15 protein-coding genes, 2 tRNA genes and 1 pseudogene are annotated in these 17910 nt (G+C 67.8%); 2 read left to right on the forward strand and 16 right to left on the reverse strand.

The window, feature by feature from the left end:
* Positions 1 to 22 precede the first annotated feature (22 nt).
* The 11 genes and pseudogenes from pgsA to IFT63_RS08985 all read right to left on the reverse strand — a co-directional run bounded on the left by pgsA (position 23) and on the right by IFT63_RS08985 (position 13185).
* The gene (gene pgsA, locus IFT63_RS08940; protein ID WP_042614198.1) at positions 23 to 646 is read right to left on the reverse strand and encodes a CDP-diacylglycerol--glycerol-3-phosphate 3-phosphatidyltransferase; all 624 of its coding nucleotides are present in this window, start codon (positions 644 to 646) and stop codon (positions 23 to 25) included.
* Positions 647 to 655: 9 nt separating this feature from the next.
* Positions 656 to 2497, reverse strand: coding sequence for an excinuclease ABC subunit UvrC (uvrC, locus tag IFT63_RS08945; RefSeq protein WP_192083872.1), 1842 nt, complete (start codon positions 2495 to 2497; stop codon positions 656 to 658).
* Entirely contained in the window at positions 2494 to 3906 is a 1413-nt protein-coding gene (locus IFT63_RS08950; RefSeq protein ID WP_192083873.1) for a hypothetical protein, read from the reverse strand. The genes uvrC and IFT63_RS08950 overlap by 4 nt, the downstream gene beginning before the upstream one ends.
* 65 nt (positions 3907 to 3971) lie before the next feature.
* Positions 3972 to 4742 (reverse strand): 3-deoxy-manno-octulosonate cytidylyltransferase, encoded by a 771-nt coding sequence (gene kdsB, locus IFT63_RS08955; protein WP_042614195.1) that lies wholly within the window; start codon positions 4740 to 4742, stop codon positions 3972 to 3974.
* A gap of 36 nt (positions 4743 to 4778) precedes the next feature.
* The gene (gene lpxK, locus IFT63_RS08960; protein WP_042614194.1) at positions 4779 to 5798 is read right to left on the reverse strand and encodes a tetraacyldisaccharide 4'-kinase; all 1020 of its coding nucleotides are present in this window, start codon (positions 5796 to 5798) and stop codon (positions 4779 to 4781) included.
* Positions 5798 to 7546, reverse strand: coding sequence for a lipid A export permease/ATP-binding protein MsbA (gene msbA / locus IFT63_RS08965; RefSeq protein WP_042614193.1), 1749 nt, complete (start codon positions 7544 to 7546; stop codon positions 5798 to 5800). Before msbA ends, lpxK begins: the two co-directional genes overlap by 1 nt.
* Positions 7543 to 7965 carry a biopolymer transporter ExbD gene (locus tag IFT63_RS08970; protein ID WP_042614192.1) on the reverse strand — a complete coding sequence of 141 codons (423 nt, stop codon included), beginning with the start codon at positions 7963 to 7965 and terminating at the stop codon, positions 7543 to 7545. The genes msbA and IFT63_RS08970 overlap by 4 nt, the downstream gene beginning before the upstream one ends.
* A 3-nt stretch (positions 7966 to 7968) precedes the next feature.
* Positions 7969 to 8649: a MotA/TolQ/ExbB proton channel family protein gene (locus IFT63_RS17555; protein WP_342450475.1), complete on the reverse strand. Its 681-nt coding sequence runs from the start codon at positions 8647 to 8649 to the stop codon at positions 7969 to 7971.
* A gap of 7 nt (positions 8650 to 8656) precedes the next feature.
* Positions 8657 to 11068 (reverse strand): annotated as a pseudogene (locus tag IFT63_RS08975) (DNA internalization-related competence protein ComEC/Rec2); the annotation flags it as partial.
* A 96-nt stretch (positions 11069 to 11164) separates the two neighbouring features.
* Entirely contained in the window at positions 11165 to 12511 is a 1347-nt protein-coding gene (locus tag IFT63_RS08980) for a HAMP domain-containing sensor histidine kinase (RefSeq protein WP_042614190.1), read from the reverse strand.
* A gap of 2 nt (positions 12512 to 12513) precedes the next feature.
* Positions 12514 to 13185, reverse strand: coding sequence for a response regulator transcription factor (locus tag IFT63_RS08985; protein ID WP_042614189.1), 672 nt, complete (start codon positions 13183 to 13185; stop codon positions 12514 to 12516).
* 122 nt (positions 13186 to 13307) lie between these two features.
* On the opposite strand from IFT63_RS08985, the gene IFT63_RS08990 reads away from it, so the two are divergent.
* On the forward strand, positions 13308 to 13625 hold the full coding sequence (locus IFT63_RS08990; protein WP_042614188.1) for a hypothetical protein: 318 nt from the start codon (positions 13308 to 13310) through the stop codon (positions 13623 to 13625).
* A 16-nt stretch (positions 13626 to 13641) separates the two neighbouring features.
* Here IFT63_RS08990 and IFT63_RS08995 read toward each other — a convergent pair whose 3' ends face one another.
* The 3 genes from IFT63_RS08995 to uvrB all read right to left on the reverse strand — a co-directional run bounded on the left by IFT63_RS08995 (position 13642) and on the right by uvrB (position 16587).
* Complete coding sequence (locus IFT63_RS08995; protein WP_192083875.1) at positions 13642 to 14061, reverse strand: hypothetical protein; 420 nt, start codon at positions 14059 to 14061, stop codon at positions 13642 to 13644.
* 254 nt (positions 14062 to 14315) lie between these two features.
* Positions 14316 to 14390: transfer RNA gene (locus IFT63_RS09000), tRNA-Val, on the reverse strand.
* Positions 14391 to 14553: 163 nt separating this feature from the next.
* A complete protein-coding gene (uvrB, locus tag IFT63_RS09005) occupies positions 14554 to 16587 on the reverse strand; it encodes an excinuclease ABC subunit UvrB (RefSeq protein ID WP_101100031.1) in 2034 nt (677 codons plus the stop codon).
* Between the two features lie 144 nt (positions 16588 to 16731).
* Here uvrB and IFT63_RS09010 point away from each other — a divergent pair, with 144 nt between their 5' ends.
* Positions 16732 to 17271, forward strand: a complete 540-nt coding sequence (locus tag IFT63_RS09010; protein ID WP_042614185.1) for a GspH/FimT family pseudopilin — start codon at positions 16732 to 16734, stop codon at positions 17269 to 17271.
* A gap of 47 nt (positions 17272 to 17318) precedes the next feature.
* On the opposite strand, the gene IFT63_RS09015 is transcribed toward IFT63_RS09010, so the two are convergent.
* Positions 17319 to 17395, reverse strand: a tRNA-Asn gene (locus tag IFT63_RS09015).
* A gap of 54 nt (positions 17396 to 17449) precedes the next feature.
* A complete protein-coding gene (locus IFT63_RS09020; RefSeq protein WP_042614184.1) occupies positions 17450 to 17899 on the reverse strand; it encodes a type IV pilin protein in 450 nt (149 codons plus the stop codon).
* Positions 17900 to 17910 lie beyond the last annotated feature (11 nt).

Consider the following 17910-nt stretch of genomic DNA (forward strand, 5'->3'; position numbering starts at 1 on the left):
TTCACATCGGTGTCAACCGCTTTCAGCCGCCCTTCTTCAGGCGCGCGCGTTCGCGTGCCGCACGCTCATCGGCGCGCAGGCTCGGCCACGCCGCGTGCAGGTACTGCAGGCCCGACCACAGGGTCAGCACTGCGGCGATCGCCAACGTCCAGTCACCCATGTGGAACACCGGCGGGCCCATCCAGATGTCCTCCACCGGGGTGTTGGGCGCCACTGAATACAGCAGGCACAGCAGCGCGACCATCTGCGCGGTGGTCTTCACCTTGCCGATGACCGCCACGCGCACTTTCGCCCGCTGGCCCAGTTCGGCCATCCATTCGCGCAGTGCCGAAACGGCGATTTCGCGACCCACGATCACCGCCGCCCAGAACGCCATCCACGGCGTGGGATGGCCCTGCACGATCAGGAACAGCGCCACGGCGACCATCAGTTTGTCGGCCACCGGATCCAGGAACGCACCGAACGCCGATTCCAGCTGGTAGCGCCGCGCGATCCAGCCATCCAGCCAATCGGTGATCGCCGCCAGGCCGAACAGCGCCGCCGAGGCGAAGTTGGTCCACGTGTAGGGAAGATAGAACACCAGCACCAGCACCGGGATCATCAGGATCCGCAGCAGGGTCAGCCAGGTGGGGAGGGTCAACGTCATCGGTAATCTCTACTCGCCCGCCGCATTCGGCTCGGGCAGTCCATGAAGGTTAGCGTAGATACGCGCAGCGAGGGCAGCATTGATGCCTTCCACCTTGGCGATTTCCGCCTCGCCGGCCGCCTTCAGGCCCACCAGTCCGCCGAAATGCTTGAGCAGGCTGGCGCGGCGGCGCGGCCCGATACCGGCGATATCTTCCAGCTTGCTGGTCATGCGGGCCTTCTGGCGGCGGCCGCGATGCCCGGTGATGGCGAACCGATGCGCCTCGTCGCGCACCTGCTGGATGAACTGCAGCGCCGGCGAAGCAGCGCCGGGGCGCAGCTCGCGTCCGTCCGGCAGCACCAGCGCTTCGTGCCCGGCGCGGCGTTCGGCGCCCTTGGCAACGCCCACCAGCAGCACGCCTTCCACGCCCAGATCGGCCAGTGCGGCCTGGGCCTGCGCCAGCTGCCCGGCGCCGCCATCGATCAGCAGCACATCCGGCAGCACGCCCTGCTCTTCCACCGCCCGGCGGAAACGGCGGTCGATCGCCTGGCGCATGGCGGCGTAGTCATCGCCGGGTTCGATGCCGCTGATGTTGAAGCGGCGATACTGCGCCTTCACCGGCCCGGCCGCATCGAACACCACGCACGAGGCCACCGTGGCCTCGCCCATGGTGTGGCTGATGTCGAAACATTCCACCCGTTTGACCGGCTCGGCCAGGCCCAGCATCTCGCGCACCGCCTCGCTGCGCGCATGCTGGGAATCGCGGCTGTTGAGTTCGGTGGCCAGGGTCAGCTGCGCGTTGCGGCTGGCCAGTTCCAGGTAACCCGCGCGTTCGCCACGCACGTTCCATTTCAACTGCACGCGGCGTTCGGAGGACGCGGAAAACGCGGTCTCCAGCAGCGTCGCATCCGGGATTTCGCGATCCAGCAGGATCTCGCGCGGCGGCTCGAATTCCACGTAGTACTGCGACACGAACGCGCCCAGCACTTCTTCCGGACTGTCTTCGCCATTGGTGCGCGGGAAGAACGGGCGCGTGCCCATGTTGCGGCCGTCACGGAAGGCCAGCAGCATCACGCAGGCCTGCGCGCCACGGGTGGCCACCGCCAGCACGTCCAGGTCGGCGGCGCGGCCGTCCACGTACTGGCGGGTCTGCATGCTGCGCAGCGATTTGACCAGGTCGCGCAGCCGTGCGGCCTGCTCGAACTCCAGCGACTCGCTGGCCGCCTGCATCTGCTCGCCCAGCTCACGGGTCAGCTCATCGCTCTTGCCTTCCAGGAACATCGAGGCGCGGCGCACTGCTTCGGCGTAATCCTCGGCCGCCACCAGATCCACGCAGGGCGCGCTGCACCGGCCGATCTGGTACTGCAGGCACGGCCGCGAGCGGTTCTTGAACACGCTGTCCTCGCAGCTGCGCAGCTTGAACAGCTTGTGCATCAGGTTCAGCGTTTCGCGCACCGCGGTGACCCCCGGATACGGCCCGAAGTAGCGGCCCGGCACGGCGCGCGGCCCGCGGTGCAGCGCGATGCGCGGCCACGCCTCGCGCGTCAGCAGCACGTGCGGATAGGTCTTGTCGTCGCGCAGGGACACGTTGTAGCGCGGCGACAGCGATTTGATCAGCTGGTTTTCCAGCAGCAGCGCTTCGCTTTCCGAGCGCGTCACGGTGACGTCCATGCGCACGATCTGCGACAGCATGGACATGATCCGCGCGTTCTTCGGGCTGCCGTTGAAGTAGCTGCCGACACGGTTGCGCAGTGCGCGCGCCTTGCCGACATACAGCAGCACGTCGTCGGCGGCGTACATGCGGTAGACACCGGGCGCGGTGCTCAACGCGGCCGCGAAGGCCTTGCCATCGAAAGCGGGTACAACGTTCATTCGGTGATCGGCACGTCGCTCAGCACGCCACTGGCGGGGTCGAAGCGCAGCACGGCGTGGGCATCGGTTTCGGCGATCCAGACCGCACCGGATCCGACCGCCAGGCCGGCCGGCCCGTGCAGTCGGCGGGGCAACGCCTGGGTGACCAGTTCGCCGCCGCCCAGCCGCAGGGTGCGCAGGCGGCCGTTGCCGGCATCGGCAATCCACAGCAGCGGTGCATCCGGGCTGAGCGCGATGGCCTGCGGGAACTGCAGGCTGGCCCGGTCACGCGGACCGTCTTCGCTGCCGTGGTTCCACACGCCCTGCCCGATCAGCGTCTGCACCAGGTCGCCGCGCAGCTGCACGCAGCGGATCGATGAGGCCAGCGCATCGGCCACGTACAGCGCCTGTTGCACCACCGCCAGCCCCGTCGGCTGCGCGAAGGCCGCCACGTTGCCACTGCCGTCGCGCTGGTCGATGACGCCGCTGCCGGCGCGCCGCGTAAGCCGTCGCTGGCCCAGGTGGTAGCTCCAGATTCGGTTGTCGCCGGCCATCGCCACGTGCAGTTCGTTGTCGGCCAGCGCCAGCCCGGCTGGATGGTTCAGCGCCACGCTGCGTGGGTCGTCGACTTGTCCGTCGCGCGGTTCGCCCGGCCGGCCATTGCCACACAGCGTGTCGACCTGGCCGGTGATGATGTTGATGCGACGCAGGGCATGGTTGCCGGTGTCGGCCACGTACAGCGACTCGCGTTCCACCACCAACGCCTGCGGCCGGTTGAAGGCCGCGTCCTGCGCCCCGCCGTCCATGAAGTCCGGCGTGCCCTGCCCGAACTGGCGCAGCACGCGTCCGCCGTGGGTGCATTCCAGCACGCGGTGGTGGCCGCTGTCGGCGATGTACAGCCGCTCCGTGGTGACCGCCAGCCCGGTGGGAAAACACAGCGGCAGGCGTGGCTCGGGGCGCAGCTCGCGCAGCGCTTCGAACGGTGTCGGCTGCAGGTTGCCGCACAGTTCGTTGAGCGCGCGGTCCAGCTCGCCCGGTTGGCTAAGGCCGACCAGGCGGCTGCTTTCGCGGCCGTAGACATCCATCAGGACCATCGTCGGCCAGGCCGTTACCCCGAAGCGCCGCCAGCCGTCCCAGTCGCTGTCCAGCAGCGCGACCGAGTGCAGGCCCTGGCGGCGCAGCAGCTTCAGGCTGGCCGTTTCGTCGCGTTCGAAATCGAAACGCGGCACCTGCAGCACCAGCACCTGCAGCCGGCCGGGATGGCGCGACTGCCAGTTCGCCACTTCGGCCAGGCGCTGCGCGCACCATGCCGACGCCGCATTGACGAACAGCAGGGCCAGCGGTTGCCCGCGCAGCTCGCTCAGGGTGGCGGGCGCGGCGTTCAGCCACGTGGCGAACTCGGGGAGGTCCTGGACGGGTTGGGCGTTCATACCCTGATTATGCCGGACCGCGCGTCATGCAATCGTTGTGCCACGCGGATTTTTTCCGGGCCCGCTCAGGCGTGGCCGCTGGCCAGCAACTGTTCGGCCCGCTCCAGGTCTTCGGGGGTGTCGATGCCGGCCGGGAACGGCGCCGGCGACAGCGCCGCGCTGATCGGGTAACCGGCCTCCAGCACCCGCAGCTGCTCCAGGTTTTCCACCTGTTCCAAGCTGCCGGGCGGCATCGCGGCGAACTGCTGCAGGAAGCCTGCGCGGTAGCCGTAGATGCCGATGTGGCGCAGCCACTGGACCCCTTCCGGCAACACCTCGCGGCTGCGCGCGAAACCATCGCGGTGCCAGGCGATCGGCGCCCGGCTGAAATACATGGCCTCACCGCGCGCGTTGCGCACCAGCTTGACCACGTTGGGATCGAACAGCGTGGCCGCATCTTCCACCGGCGTGCAGAGCGTGGACATCGGGGCGCGGCCACTGGCCAGCGCGTCGGCCACGGCGCGGATGCCGGCGGCCGGTGCAAACGGTTCGTCACCCTGCAGGTTGACCACCACGGTGTCATCGGCCCAGCCGGCATGGCGGGCACATTCGGCCAGCCGGTCAGTGCCGGACGGATGGGCCGGATCGGTCATGGCCACCTGCACGTCCTCCAACCCCGCCAGCGCCTCGGCGATGCGCGCATCGTCGGTGGCCACCCACACTTCGCGCGCGCCCGCCTGCACCGCGCGCCGCGCCACGTGCAGCACCAGCGGTTCGCCGCCGAGCAGGCGCAACGGCTTGCCGGGCAGGCGCGAAGCGGCATAGCGGGCAGGAATGGCGACGACGAACTCGGTCATGGGGTTCTCCGGTTACAGGCCACGCGCGCAGGCGGTTCAGCGCGCGCGCAGCTTCTCAAGGCGGTCGGTCAATGCCACCCAGAACGCGGCGGGCAGATCGGCCTGCAGGGGAATGGCGAAGTGCCAGTCGTTGGCGAAGGCGCGGCACTTCACCGCGTCCTTTTCGGTCATCAGGATCGGCAGCTCGCTGCCAAAACGCAGGTCCTGCGGCTGGTAGGCGTGGTGGTCGGCGAAGGCATGCGGGACCACGCCGATGCGTTCGGCGCGCAGCATGTCGAAGAAGCGCTGCGGGTGCGCGATGCCGGCCACGGCGTGCACGCGCTGCCCGGCAAAGTGCGAAAGCGCGCGCAGGCGTCCGCCCACCAGCGGCTGGGCACTGTCGATGCGCAGGCGCATCGGCCATTGCCCGAACCCGCACGCCACCGCCGCGTTTTCCGCGCTCGCCGCGCCCTGGTTGACCACGCGGAAATCGCATTCGCCGGCGCGGGCCACCGGCTCGCGCAGCGGTCCGGCAGGCAGCAGCCGGCCGTTGCCGTAACGACGCTGCGCGTCAATGACTTCAATCTCGATATCGCGCGCCAGGCGGTAGTGCTGCAGGCCGTCATCGCAGACGATCACATCGCAGCCAGCTTCGACCAGCGCCTTGCCGGCGGCTACCCGATCGGCATCCACACGCACCGGCGCACCGGTTTTCCAGGCAATCAGCACCGGCTCGTCGCCGCCCAGCGCGGTCGGCGTATCGGCGTCCACCCAGCGGCCAGTTTCAGCCTGCTCGCGACCATAGCCACGGCTGGCAACGCCGGGTTTCCAGCCCGCTGCGCGCAACTGCTGCACCAGCGCGATGGTCAGCGGGGTCTTGCCGGTGCCACCGGCGGTGATGTTGCCGACCACGATCACCGGCACCGGCAACGCGTGCCGCTTCAGCCAGCCGCGCCGGTACAGGCGCCGCCGCAGGCCGGACACGGCCGCATACAGCGGGCTGAGCAGGCGCATCCCGAGCGGCACCGTGGAGCCGTCATACCAGTAGGCCGGTGTCTGGGTACCCTTGCCGGACATCAGGCCTGCCTTTCGCGGAACTGCATGTTGTACAGGTGCTCGTACAGGCCGCCCATGGCCAGCAGTTCGTGGTGCGTGCCGCGCTCGACAATGCGGCCCTGGTCCATCACCAGCACCTGGTCGGCGTGCTCGATGGTGGACAGCCGGTGTGCGATGACCAGCGTGGTGCGCTCGGGCATCAGCCGCTGCAACGCATCCTGCACCAGCCGTTCGGATTCGTTGTCCAGCGCGGCGGTCGCCTCGTCCAGGATCAGGATCGGCGCATCACGCAGGATCGCACGGGCGATCGCCAGGCGCTGGCGCTGGCCACCGGACAGCAGCGCCCCGTTCTCGCCGACCGGGGTGTCCAGCTGCTGCGGCAGGCGCGCGATGAACTCCCAGGCGTTGGCCGCCTCGGCCGCCGCGCGGATCTGCTCCTGGCTGGCATCCATGCCGTAGGCGATGTTCGAGCCGATGGTATCGTCGAACAGCATCACTTTCTGCCCCACCATCGCCACCTGCCTACGCAGGTCGGCCAGCGGGTAATCGTCCAGTGGCACGCCATCCAACGTGATGCGGCCGCCACTGGGCTCATAGAAGCGCGGCACCAGCCGGATCAGGCTGGTCTTGCCACTGCCCGAGCGCCCCACCACGGCGGTCACGGTGCCGGGGCGTGCAACGAAGCTGATATCGTCCAGCGCGATGCCGGCGTCTTCGCGGTAACGCAGCATCACGTGTTCGAAAGCCAGTTCACCGCGCGCCCGTTCGATGCGCTTGCTGCCCTGGTCACGCTCCACCGGCATGTCCAGGATGGAGAACAGCCGCTCGGCGGCGGCCACACCGCGCGAGATCGAGGTCTGCACGCTGGTCAGCCGGCGCAGCGACGGAATGATCGCCATCATCGAGGTCATCAGGCCCATGAACTGGCCGGCGTTGAGTTTGCCGACCAGCGCTTCGCGGGTGGCTACCCAGACGATCACCGCCAGCGCCAGCGCAGCCAGGAACTGCACCGTGCTGGAGGCGAAGGCGCGCGTGGTCTCGACCTTCATGTTCAGGCCCAGCATGCGGTTGGCCAGCCGCGAATAGCGGTCGATCTCATGCCGCTGGGTGCCGTGCACCTTGACTTCCTGCTGGGCGGACAACGACTGCTCCGCCGTGGCCGCCATGGTGCCCATGCCGTCCTGGATGCCGCGGCTGATGCGCCGGTAGCGCTTGCCCACGTAGGACACGATCAAGCCGATCATCGGCACCACCACCAGCATGGCCATGGTGACCTTGACGCTCATCTGCAGCATCACCACCAGCATCGCGATGATGGTCAGGGTGTCGGCCACCAGCGTCTTCAACGCATCGGCGCTGGCCTGGGTGACCTGTTCGGTATCGAAGTTCAACCGGCTGACCATCACCGGGGTGGCTTCGGTGTCGAAGTGCGACGACGGCAGGTGCAGGTATTTCTCCAGCACCTGTTCACGCAGGTCGCGCACCACGCTGCGGCCGGTGCGGGCCAGGGTGTAGTCACTGACCAGCGTGGCCAGGCTGCGCATCAGGAACAGGCCCAGGATGGTCAGCGGCAGGATCACCGCCATGCGCGGCTCCGGGTTGACGAAGCCACGGTTGACCAGCGGTTCCATCAAGCGGGTGAAGGAGTAGCCGGCCAGGGCTTCGATGGCCATCGCCACCACCGCGGCCACCATGAACACCCAGTAGGCGCGGGTGTAGCCAAGCAGTCGTTTGTAGATCGGCCAGACGGGCGCGTGTTTGGAACTCATTGACGCACCTCAGGAGCGGTTGCGATGGAAATCCGGCGGAAGCCGAGCTGGCCGAGGGCATCCTGTGCGGTGACCACGGCCTGGTAGGGAGTACGCGCATCGGCACGCAGCAGCACGGACTGGGTGCGGTCCTCACCGGCGACCGCGGCAATGGTCTGCTTGACCGACTCCACGTCGGTGCGCAGCACTTCCTGGTCGTTGACGAAGTACCGGCCATCGGCGTTGACCAGGATGCTCAGCGCGCGCGGGGGCTCGCTGTTGGCCTGCTGGCTGGCGTGCGGCAGCTGCACCTGCAGGGTGGAACGCGCATCGAAGGTGGTGGTGACCACGAAGAAGATGATCAGCACCAGGATCACGTCGATCAGCGGCACCAGGTCGATATGCGGCTCATCGCCGGCGCGGTCGTTGCGGATGCGCATCCGTCAGGCCTTGGCCGGGGCGGCGGTGCCGGGGTTGGCGGCAGCCTGGCTGGCTGGGCGCGGCGCGGTGGCCATCACACCCGGACGGCCATCCAGCGCATCCAGCAGCGCGCTGGCCTCCTGTTCCATCTCGATCACGTAGCCGTTGATGCGGCCCTTGAAGTAGCGATGGAACATCAGCGCGGGGATCGCCACGATCATGCCGGTGGCCGTGCATACCAGAGCCTTGCCGATGCCGCCGGCCAGCTGGTTCACATCGCCCACGCCGTGGTCCAGGATGCCCAGGAACATCTGGATCATGCCGACCACGGTGCCCAGCAGGCCCAGCAGTGGACCGGCCGAAGCGATGGTGCCCAGCGTATTGAGGAAGCGTTCCATGCGATGGACGATGAAGCGCCCGGTGTCTTCGATGCGCTCACGGATCTGGTCGCGCGGACGATTGCGGGCGTCCAGCGCCGCCGCCAGCAGCGCGCCCAGCGGCGAATTGGCCCGCAGGGCTGCCAGGTGGGCCGGATCCAGCTTGCCGCGTGCCGCCCAGTTGCGCACATCCTGGCCCAGGCCCGGTGGCAGCACTTCGTTGCGGCGCAGGGACCAGAAACGCTCCAGGACGATCGCCAAAGCCAGTACACCCAGCAGCAGCAGCGGCACCATCGGCCAACCGCCGGCCTTGACCAGTTCCCACACGTTTCCAACCCTCCGGCCCAGCGGCCGCCTGTTTGTCCAACGATAGGATAGCAGCCGCCCGCTCCCGGCCCGCAGCATTCCACCAGCGACCCGCATACACCCGCTGTTCGCGGACCTGAAGCCCCTGCGCGCCCAGCCACACGTGCAGTGCGCCGGAGGTGGCGGTGCCCAGCACTTCGGTACCGGACGCTGCCCAGCGCTGCACCACTTCGGCGCGCGGATGGCCGAAGCGGTTGCGGTGCCCGGCCGACACCAGTGCCAGCCGCGCCCCCACCGCGTCCACCCATGGCGCGCTGGACGAACCGGCGCTGCCATGGTGGGGGACCAGCGCCGCGTCCGCCTTCAGCGCGGCGCGGCTGGAACGCAGCAGCTGGGCTTCTTCGGCGATGCCGATGTCACCGGCGAGCAGGATCACCCCGCGCGCGGTAGCGATGCGCAACACGCAGCTGGACGCATTGCCGCGCTCCCGGTGCCCCTGCACCGGATGCAGTATCTCGAAATCCACCCCATCCCATCGCCACTGCTGGCCGCGATGGCAGGGCGATGCGCCGTCGACTCCCGACCCTGCCGGCGCCCACACCGGCACCTGCGGAAAGGCACGGCGGATGCCGGGCAGGCCACCGGCATGGTCGGCGTCGCCATGGCTGAGCAGCACCCGGTCAGGCACGCCGGCACCCAGTGCGCGGAGCGCGGGCAGCACGACGCGCTCGCCGGAATCGGTGCCGACGCCCGGGGGCCCGAGGTCATACAGCAGCAGCCGCGACGCGGTCCGCACCACCACCGCAGTGCCCTGCCCCACGTCCAGCACCAGCACCTCCACCGCCCCCGGCGGCGGCAGTTGCCGATCCGGCCAGAGCAGCGGCAGGCATAACAGGGGTGCCGCGAGCAGGCCGCCACGGCCGCGCGGCAGCAACCACCAGAACACCCCCAGCAGGGCCAACGGCACCGTCCAGCGCGGCGCCTCCGGCAACCACCACACGGCCCCGCTCCACGCGGCCAGCGGCTGCAGCCAGGTCCAGCTGACGGCGAAGGCGGTGTCGCCAAGTCGCCAGCACCAGGCACCCAGCCCGGCATGCAGCGCCTCCAGCGCCGTGCCGAGCAACGCCAGCGGCACCACCACCAGGCTCCACCACGGCACCGCCAGCAGGTTCACCAGCGGGCCAATGCGCGAGGCCTGGCCGAACAGGCTGATGCCGAGCGGCAACAGCGCCAGGCTGGCAATCCGCTGCGCGGCGAAGAACGGCTTGAGCAGGCCACGCAATCCAGGTTCGGCGCGCTGTCCACCGGGCAGGCACCACATCAGCCACAGCACACCGCCAAAGCTGAGCCAGAACCCGGCAGCCAGGACCGACAGCGGGGCGACCAGCAGGGTCGCGAAGGCCGCCAACGCCAGCGATTGGGCCCACGGCATGCGCCGGCGGCTGGCGCGCGCCAGCGCCACCACCGCGATCATCAGCGCGGTGCGCACGGTCGGCAGTGCCAGCCCGGCCACCAGCGCGTAGCCCACCGCGCCCGCAGCCGCCGCCAGCGCGGCTGCGGTGGGCCGTGGCACGTGCCGGGGCAGCATCGCGATACAGCGCCACAGCAGGCCGACCAACAGCGCAAGGCCGCCGGCGACCAAGCCGACATGGAACCCGGAGATCGCGATGAGGTGGGTCAGGCCCAGTGCACGCAACTGTTCCCAATCCGCATCGCTGAGCTCGCGCGTGTCGCCCAGCGCCAGGGCGCGCAGGAACCGCGACGTTTCGCCGGGCAGCGCCTGCTGGATCCGCTGCGACATGCGTTCGCGCCAGGCCGCCAGCCCGGCAGGGCCTTCCAGCTGGTGCGGGACCGAGCCAGCGCGGACCTGCCCGCTGGCGGCGATGCCGAGCATCAGCGCGTGGCGTTCGCCGTCGAATCCTCCCGGATTGATCCGGCTGCGTGGCGCCCGCAATCGCAGCGGAAGGTGCCAGCGTGATCCGGCGGCAACGGTGTGCCGCACACCACCAGAACCTGATCCTGGCACGGCGCTGCCGGACCCGGCACGTGCGAATGGCGCGCTCCAGTAGACCTGGACGCGCCGGCCGCGGAGAGCCCCGGGCAGTGCCGGGTCGTCATCGACACGCAGCAGGAAACGCGTGTAGGACAAGCGATGCTCAGGCAGGTCGATCACCCTGCCGCGCAGCACTTGGTCGACCGGTGGATGCTGCGGCGGAAGCTGCGCCTGCAAGGCCCATTGCCCGTGCAGCCCCGCCCAGCTGAAGCCCACCAGCAGCATGCCCAGCCAGCGCCCCCGCCACTGGGCCAGCCACAGGACGATGCCCAGCAACAGGGCCGGCCAGGCCGCCACGGCCGGCGGCAGTACCGGTATTTGACAGCATGCCGTGGCACCGGCCACCAGTGCGGCGGCACTGGCCTTGCCCCACAGGCCCGGCGACACGACGAGATGATCGCAGGCCTGTCCCCCCATGCCATGCAGCGTGGCCTGCTGCCGCAGCGGCTGCCATCAGCTTTCCACACAGTGCAGGCTCGGGTTTCAGCCGGGGCGGCGGACCGAACGGTTGAATGCGATGCGGAAGCTGGCGCCACCGCCCGGTGCCTCGCCTACGCTCACCGCGCCTTCGTGGTGCTGGATGATCTCCTTAACCAGGTGCAGGCCCAGCCCGCTGCCGCTGCCGGCCGCGCGCAGGCGGTGGAACGGTTCAAAGATCGCCTCGCGGTCGTTTTCCGGGACACCGGCGCCCTGGTCGGCGACCTCCAGCGTGGCGTTGGCTTCCAACCGCACGCTGATGGTGCCGCGGCCGCCGCCATGTACGATCGCGTTGTGCACCAGGTTGGCCATGACGCGCCCCAGGGCGATGCCATCGCCGACGATCCACACCGGCTCGTCCGGCGCATCCACCTCGAAGGTGTAGCCGGCGCCGATCACCAGCGGTGCCAGTTCCGCCGCCGCCGTGCGCGCCAATGCGGCCAGGTCCAGCGGCTGCAGTTTCTCCACGCTGCGGTCCAGGCGCTGCAGGTCCAGCAGGTGTTCGGCGACGTTGCCCAGCCGCGCGATGTCGTTCAACAGCTGCGCCTTCAAGGCGCCCTGCGGCAACTGCGACAGCCGTGCCTGTACCACCGCGATCGGCACCCGCAGCTCGTGCGCGGCGTCGGCCAGGAACTTGTCGCGCGCGGCGTAGCCTTGCTGCACCTTGCCGATGGCATCGTTGAAAGCACTGACCAGCGGGGCGATCTCGCTGCTGACCAGCTGCGTATCCAGCCGCGCGCCGGCCTTGCCGATGTCCAGCAGTCGCGCCTCGCGCGCCAGCTGCCGCACCCCGCGCATGGCGCGATGGATCACCAGCGGCATCACCAGCAGGGTCACTACGATCAGCGGCAGAAAGAACCACGGACCGATCAGCCGCAGCACCATCAGCGCGCCTTCCCACAGTCCGTGCTTGGGCTGGCCGCCGACCATCGCGGTCAAGCGCCTGCCATTCTCATTGCTGATCACGATGCGCGCCGCATCCAGGTATGGCGGGGTCAGCGAGCCCAGTTCGCTGTAGCCGACGCGCTCCAGCCGCGACAGCAGTTCGCGATGGACATCCGGCACGGCGCCTTCGGACAGCCGATTGCCGCGCTCATCGGTGGCGACGAACCACAGGTTGCCGCCCGCCTGGGCGTTGAGTACGTCCCAGCGCGCGCGATCCAGCCGAAGGGTGGTTCCATCGCTGTGCAGCGCAGCGACCACGTCATCGGCGGTGAACATGTCCATCTGCACCGATTCCTGGTCGCCCCAGGTCAGGATCAGCGCCATCACCGCGATCAGCACGGTGAACACCTGGGCCAGGCAGACGCGCCAGGCCAGGCCGAGTGAAATGGATCGGATATCGGTGTTCATTTTCATGCCTCGGCCAACAGGTAACCGACCCCGCGGATGACGTGGATTTCCACGCCTGCGCCGGCCTGATGCAGCGCTTTGCGCAGCTTTGAAATATGCGCGTCCAGGGCATTGGACTGGATGTCGTCGTCGAAGCCGTACACCGCTTCTTCCAATCCACTGCGGGTGACCGTGCGGCCCTGGCGCAAGGCAAGTGCCTGCAGCACCAGCAGCTGGCGGCGTGGCAGCGGCAGCGCATGGCCGTCCACCTGCGCCTGCAGCGATTCGAAATCGAAACGCAGCCGACCCAACTGCAACACCGGGGTGACCATTTCGGTCGGGCGGCGCGACACAGCGCGGATGCGCGCCATCAATTCCTCGATGGCCACCGGCTTGACCAGATAGTCATCCGCGCCGACATCCAGCCCCTCCACTTTGTCACCCAGGCTGCCCTTGGCAGTGAGCATGATGACCGGCAGGTTGGGCCGCAGCGCACGCGCGATGGCCACGAAGGCCAGACCGTCGCCATCGGGCAACTGGCGGTCCAGCAGCAACAGCTGGTGCACCGGATCGCGCAGCGCGGCGGCGGCCGCAGCGAGCGTGTCCACCACGTCGGCGACCACGCCCTGGCGTTCCAGCCCGGACTGCAGGGCGCGGGACAGGTCAGGATCGTCTTCGACCAGCAGAATGCGCATGGGAAACCGGTGGGCAGCAGAAACCAGCGCTGATGATAAGCGGCGCAGGGGCCGCGCAATGTTCTGACAATGTTGATGACGCATCGTGCACGTACCGCTTCTGTACCGAGCCGAACGACGCCATGGACGCTTTCCTCCCCCCGGCCAGCCCTGCGCCCGCCCTGCTCAATTCCGCCAACGACCCGCGCGTGGTGCTGACCGCGCCGGACCTGGACAGCGCCGAACGCGCGTTTCTCGGCCTGCTGCCTGACCGAGACCATGTTGATGCCCTGGCACGCCATGCGATCAGCCATGCGCGCCACGGTTCCGGTAGCGGCTATGCGTTGTCGCTGACGCTGGTCGGCATGCGCCTGCAGGAATTCAAGATGGGCGAAGACTGCGCGACCCGCTGCCGCCAGGATTCACTGCGCAGCCTGCGGCAGGCGTTCACCGCAGGCTGACGGAGGCGCGCTGCGATCAGCGCTCCTGCTCATCGAAGTACTTGAACGTGTAGCCGATCAGACTCCAGCTGCCGCCACCCTTCGAACCAGCCCGCCATTTGTAGGTCCAGGACTCCAGGCCGCCATTGCGCTGGCTGCTGAAGCTGATCACTTCGCCCGGCTTTCCGCTTGCAGGAAGCGGAATCGGCGGGTTGTCTCCCGGCGTGCGCTGCACGTTATCCGAACCGACCACCACCGTCCTGCTTATTTCCATCTGCTCCGCGTCAAGGCGTGGACGGAAGTCAGGCGAATTCCTTTCAATCCAGGCTCGTGCGGCAGCGCCGTCCGCGGATCGCGCGTCCACCACGATCGTCCGCGTGCTGGTGATCGATTCATTGCCTGCCCTGACGTTGTGGGTCACGGCCAAGAACGCAACGGCCAGCAGGGTCGGCAACATCGTCTTGTTGAAACAGGTCATAGGGTTTCTCCCACGCCGGCAGTCCCGGCTACCTGATCTCACGACAGCGGGCGTTGCCAGGCAACGGAACAGTTGCAGTGCTGCGTGCAGCGCCAAGGACAGACGTCATCACCGGGCCAGGCGCGGCTACCCCTATGCGGATCAGGACCTTCCCAGCGAACACGAATCCCGAATTCCGGGCACAAAAAAACCAGCGCGATGGCTGGCTTTTTTCGTTCCCACTTCGCTGGAAGTGGTGGGCGGTACAGGGTTCGAACCTGTGACCCCTACCATGTCAAGGTAGTGCTCTACCGCTGAGCTAACCGCCCGTTTTTCGTTTCCTGCCGCGTTGCGATTGCGTCGGGGCAGGCCGCGTATATTACGGAGGAGACCGGGGTTGTGCAACACTTTTGTGAAGAAATCTTCGAAAGCGACGTCTGTGGCTGCTTTCGGGATTTCGCCGAGCAAGGCTCGGCGCTACCGATGCCCCAATCAGCCCAGGCTGGCCTCTTTCAGCCGCTTGATCAGGTCGCGCACGCGCCCGGCCTCTTCGAACTCCAGGTCCTTGGCGTGCTGGTACATCCGCTGTTCCAGCGACTTGAGCCGGGTGGCGACCTGGGACGGCGACAGCGTCGCGTAATCGGCACCCTCCTCGGCGATCTCGACCGCGCCGATCTTCCCTTTGCCCTTGCCCTTGCGCGAGGCCCGGTCATACGCCTCCGAACGCGCGCCTTCCAGCACATCGACGATCGGGCGGGCGACCGACTTGGGCACGATGCCGTGTTCTTCGTTGTATTCCACCTGCTTGGCGCGGCGGCGGTCGGTCTCATCGATGGCCGCCTGCATCGACTTCGTCATCCGGTCGGCATACAGGATCGCCTTGCCGCGCACGTTGCGCGCTGCACGGCCGATGGTCTGGATCAGTGAGCCGGTGGAGCGCAGGAAACCTTCCTTGTCCGCGTCCAGGATCGCGACCAGTGAGACCTCCGGCATGTCCAGGCCTTCGCGCAGCAGGTTGATGCCCACCAGCACGTCGAACTTGCCCAGGCGCAGGTCGCGGATGATCTCCACGCGCTCCACCGTGTCGATGTCCGAATGCAGGTAGCGCACGCGGATGCCGTGTTCACTCAGATATTCGGTCAGGTTCTCGGCCATGCGCTTGGTCAGGGTCGTAACCAGCACGCGGTCGCCCATCTTGATGCGCTCGTTGGCCTCGCTCATCAGGTCGTCGACCTGGGTGCCGACCGGGCGGATCTCCACCACCGGATCGATCAGCCCGGTCGGGCGCACCACCAGCTCGGCCATGTCTTCGCCGGCCTCGCGGTACTCATACGGACCCGGTGTGGCCGACACGTAGATGGCACGCGGGCAACGCTGTTCCCATTCCTCGAAACGCAGCGGCCGGTTGTCCAGCGCGGATGGCAGCCGGAAGCCGAATTCCACCAGGGTTTCCTTGCGCGAACGGTCGCCCTTGTACATCGCGCCGATCTGCGGAATGGTCACGTGCGATTCGTCGATCACCAGCAGCGCGTCCGGCGGCAGGTAATCGAACAGGGTCGGCGGCGGCGAGCCGGCCGGCTTACCGGTCAGGTGGCGCGAGTAGTTCTCGATGCCGTTGCAGAAGCCCACCTCGGCCATCATCTCGATGTCGAACTGGGTGCGCTGGGCCAGGCGCTGCGCCTCCACCAGCTTGTTTTCCGCATACAGCTGCTCCAGGCGCTCCTTCAGCTCCACCTTAATGGTTTCCACTGCCGCCAGCACGCGCTCGCGGGTGGTGGCGTAGTGGGTTTTTGGGTAGACGGTGAAGCGCATCATGTTGCGCAGCGTTTCGCCGGTGAGCGGATCGAACAGGGTGATCTTCTCCACTTCGCCGTCGAACAGCTCGATGCGCAGCGCTTCGCTGTCCGATTCAGCGGGGAACACGTCGATCACTTCACCCCGCACGCGGAACGTGCCGCGATGCAGCTCGTATTCGTTGCGGGTGTACTGCAGCTGGGTCAGGTGGTTGATCAGGTCGCGCTGGTCGATGCGCTCGCCCTTGGACAGGATCAGCCGCAGCGATAGGTAGTCTTCCGGCGCGCCCAGGCCGTAGATGGCCGATACGGTGGCCACCACCAGCGCGTCCGGCCGCGACAGCAGGGTCTTGGTGGCGGCCAAGCGCATCTGCTCGATGTGTTCGTTGATCGAACTGTCCTTCTCGATGAAGGTGTCCGAGGACGGCACATAGGCTTCCGGCTGGTAGTAGTCGTAGTAGCTGACAAAATACTCGACCGCGTTGTGCGGGAAGAACGCCTTGAACTCACCGTACAACTGCGCAGCCAGCGTCTTGTTCGGCGCCATGATCAGCGTCGGCTTCTGGATGCGGTCGATGACGTTGGCGATGGTGTAGGTCTTGCCCGAGCCGGTCACGCCGAGCAGGGTCTGCTTGGCCACGCCGGCTTCGAAGTTGCTGCTCAGCTTCTCGATCGCGTTGGGCTGGTCGCCTGCCGGCGAATACGGCGATACGAGTTGGAAACGGTCGCTCATGGTGCTGCCAGGTCCCGGGGGGAACAATTATAGCGGGGCGGCCGGTGACGGCAGGTTGAGGGAATCGGCTACCTGCTGTTGACGGCTCTGGCGACGGACCGGTACCGGGACAAGGCGGACCATGCAGGCACGGAGGACCTTTGCATGCCACATCCAACCCTGCCTGCACCTTGTTCCCGCGGCTACGGCCTGGTTGAACTGTGCATGGCGCTGGCGCTGGTCGCCACCCTGGCAGCGACCGCCCTGCCCTCGTTCCAACGCACCCTGGCGCGGCTACGCGCAGACAGTCTGCGCATGCAGCTGCATGCGATGCTGTCGACCGTACGCAGCACCGCCATCACCCGCCGCCAGCGCATTGAAGCCTGTCCCAGCAGCGACGGCATCACCTGCGGCCGCGACTGGGCCCGGGGCTGGTTGGTGTATCCCGCCCCGCACACGCCGCTGCGCCCGGGCAAGGCCCCGAAGGGGGTCCTCCTGGTGGAACAGCACGCTGCATCGAGCGTCAAAGCCCGGACCAGCCTGTGGCGACAGCGCATGCAGTTCCGTGCTGACGGACGCAGTGCGGGCGTTGCCCAGACCATCTGCATCTACATCGGCGACCGCCTGCATAGCGAAGTCGTCGTCAGCGTACCGGGGCGGGTACGCAGCCGGGTTACTCGCAAGAGCGATGGCTGCGCGGACTAATCGAAAACGCAGAAAGCCGCGACATGCTCGCGGCTTTCTACTGAATCTGGCGCCCGAAGTTGGACTCGAACCAACGACCCCCTGATTAACAGTCAAGTGCTCTAACCGGCTGAGCTATTCGGGCGGGGAGGCGCATTCTACGGTGAGATTACGCGCCGTGCAAGCCCGTAGCGAACCATCACCAGCACTCCGGCAAGGTCGCCGCGGAGGGCGTTTTCACGTTGGCCTGGTTGACCGACAGGGTGCCGCACCTGTCCTGCGCCTGGGTTCCCTGCGGCGTGGCGGTCAGCGTGAACGTACCCTGCCCGCCCTGGAACGTGATCGTATAGCGCGCCGTGCCGCCTTCACGCGGTGACTGGAACGTTGTCGCCCCATTGCTGAAGCGGAAGTTCGCATAGGTGTTGTTGGTGGTATGCGAGCGCTCGGCCAACTGCGCGTACTCGACCAGATCGGCCTTGGCCTGCGCCCGCCGCGACTTGCGCACCTGCTCCACGTAGGACGGATAGGCGATGGCGGCCAGGATGGCGACCACGGCCACCACCACCATCAGTTCGATCAGGGTGAAGCCGCGCGCGCGCGACCGCAGGCCATGCCGCTGGACGGCACGCAGGGAAACCAGAGAGGACATCGAGGGATTCT

The sequence above is a fragment of the Stenotrophomonas sp. CFBP 13724 genome (genome assembly GCF_014841975.1).
Classification (GTDB): Bacteria; Pseudomonadota; Gammaproteobacteria; order Xanthomonadales; family Xanthomonadaceae; genus Stenotrophomonas; species Stenotrophomonas lacuserhaii.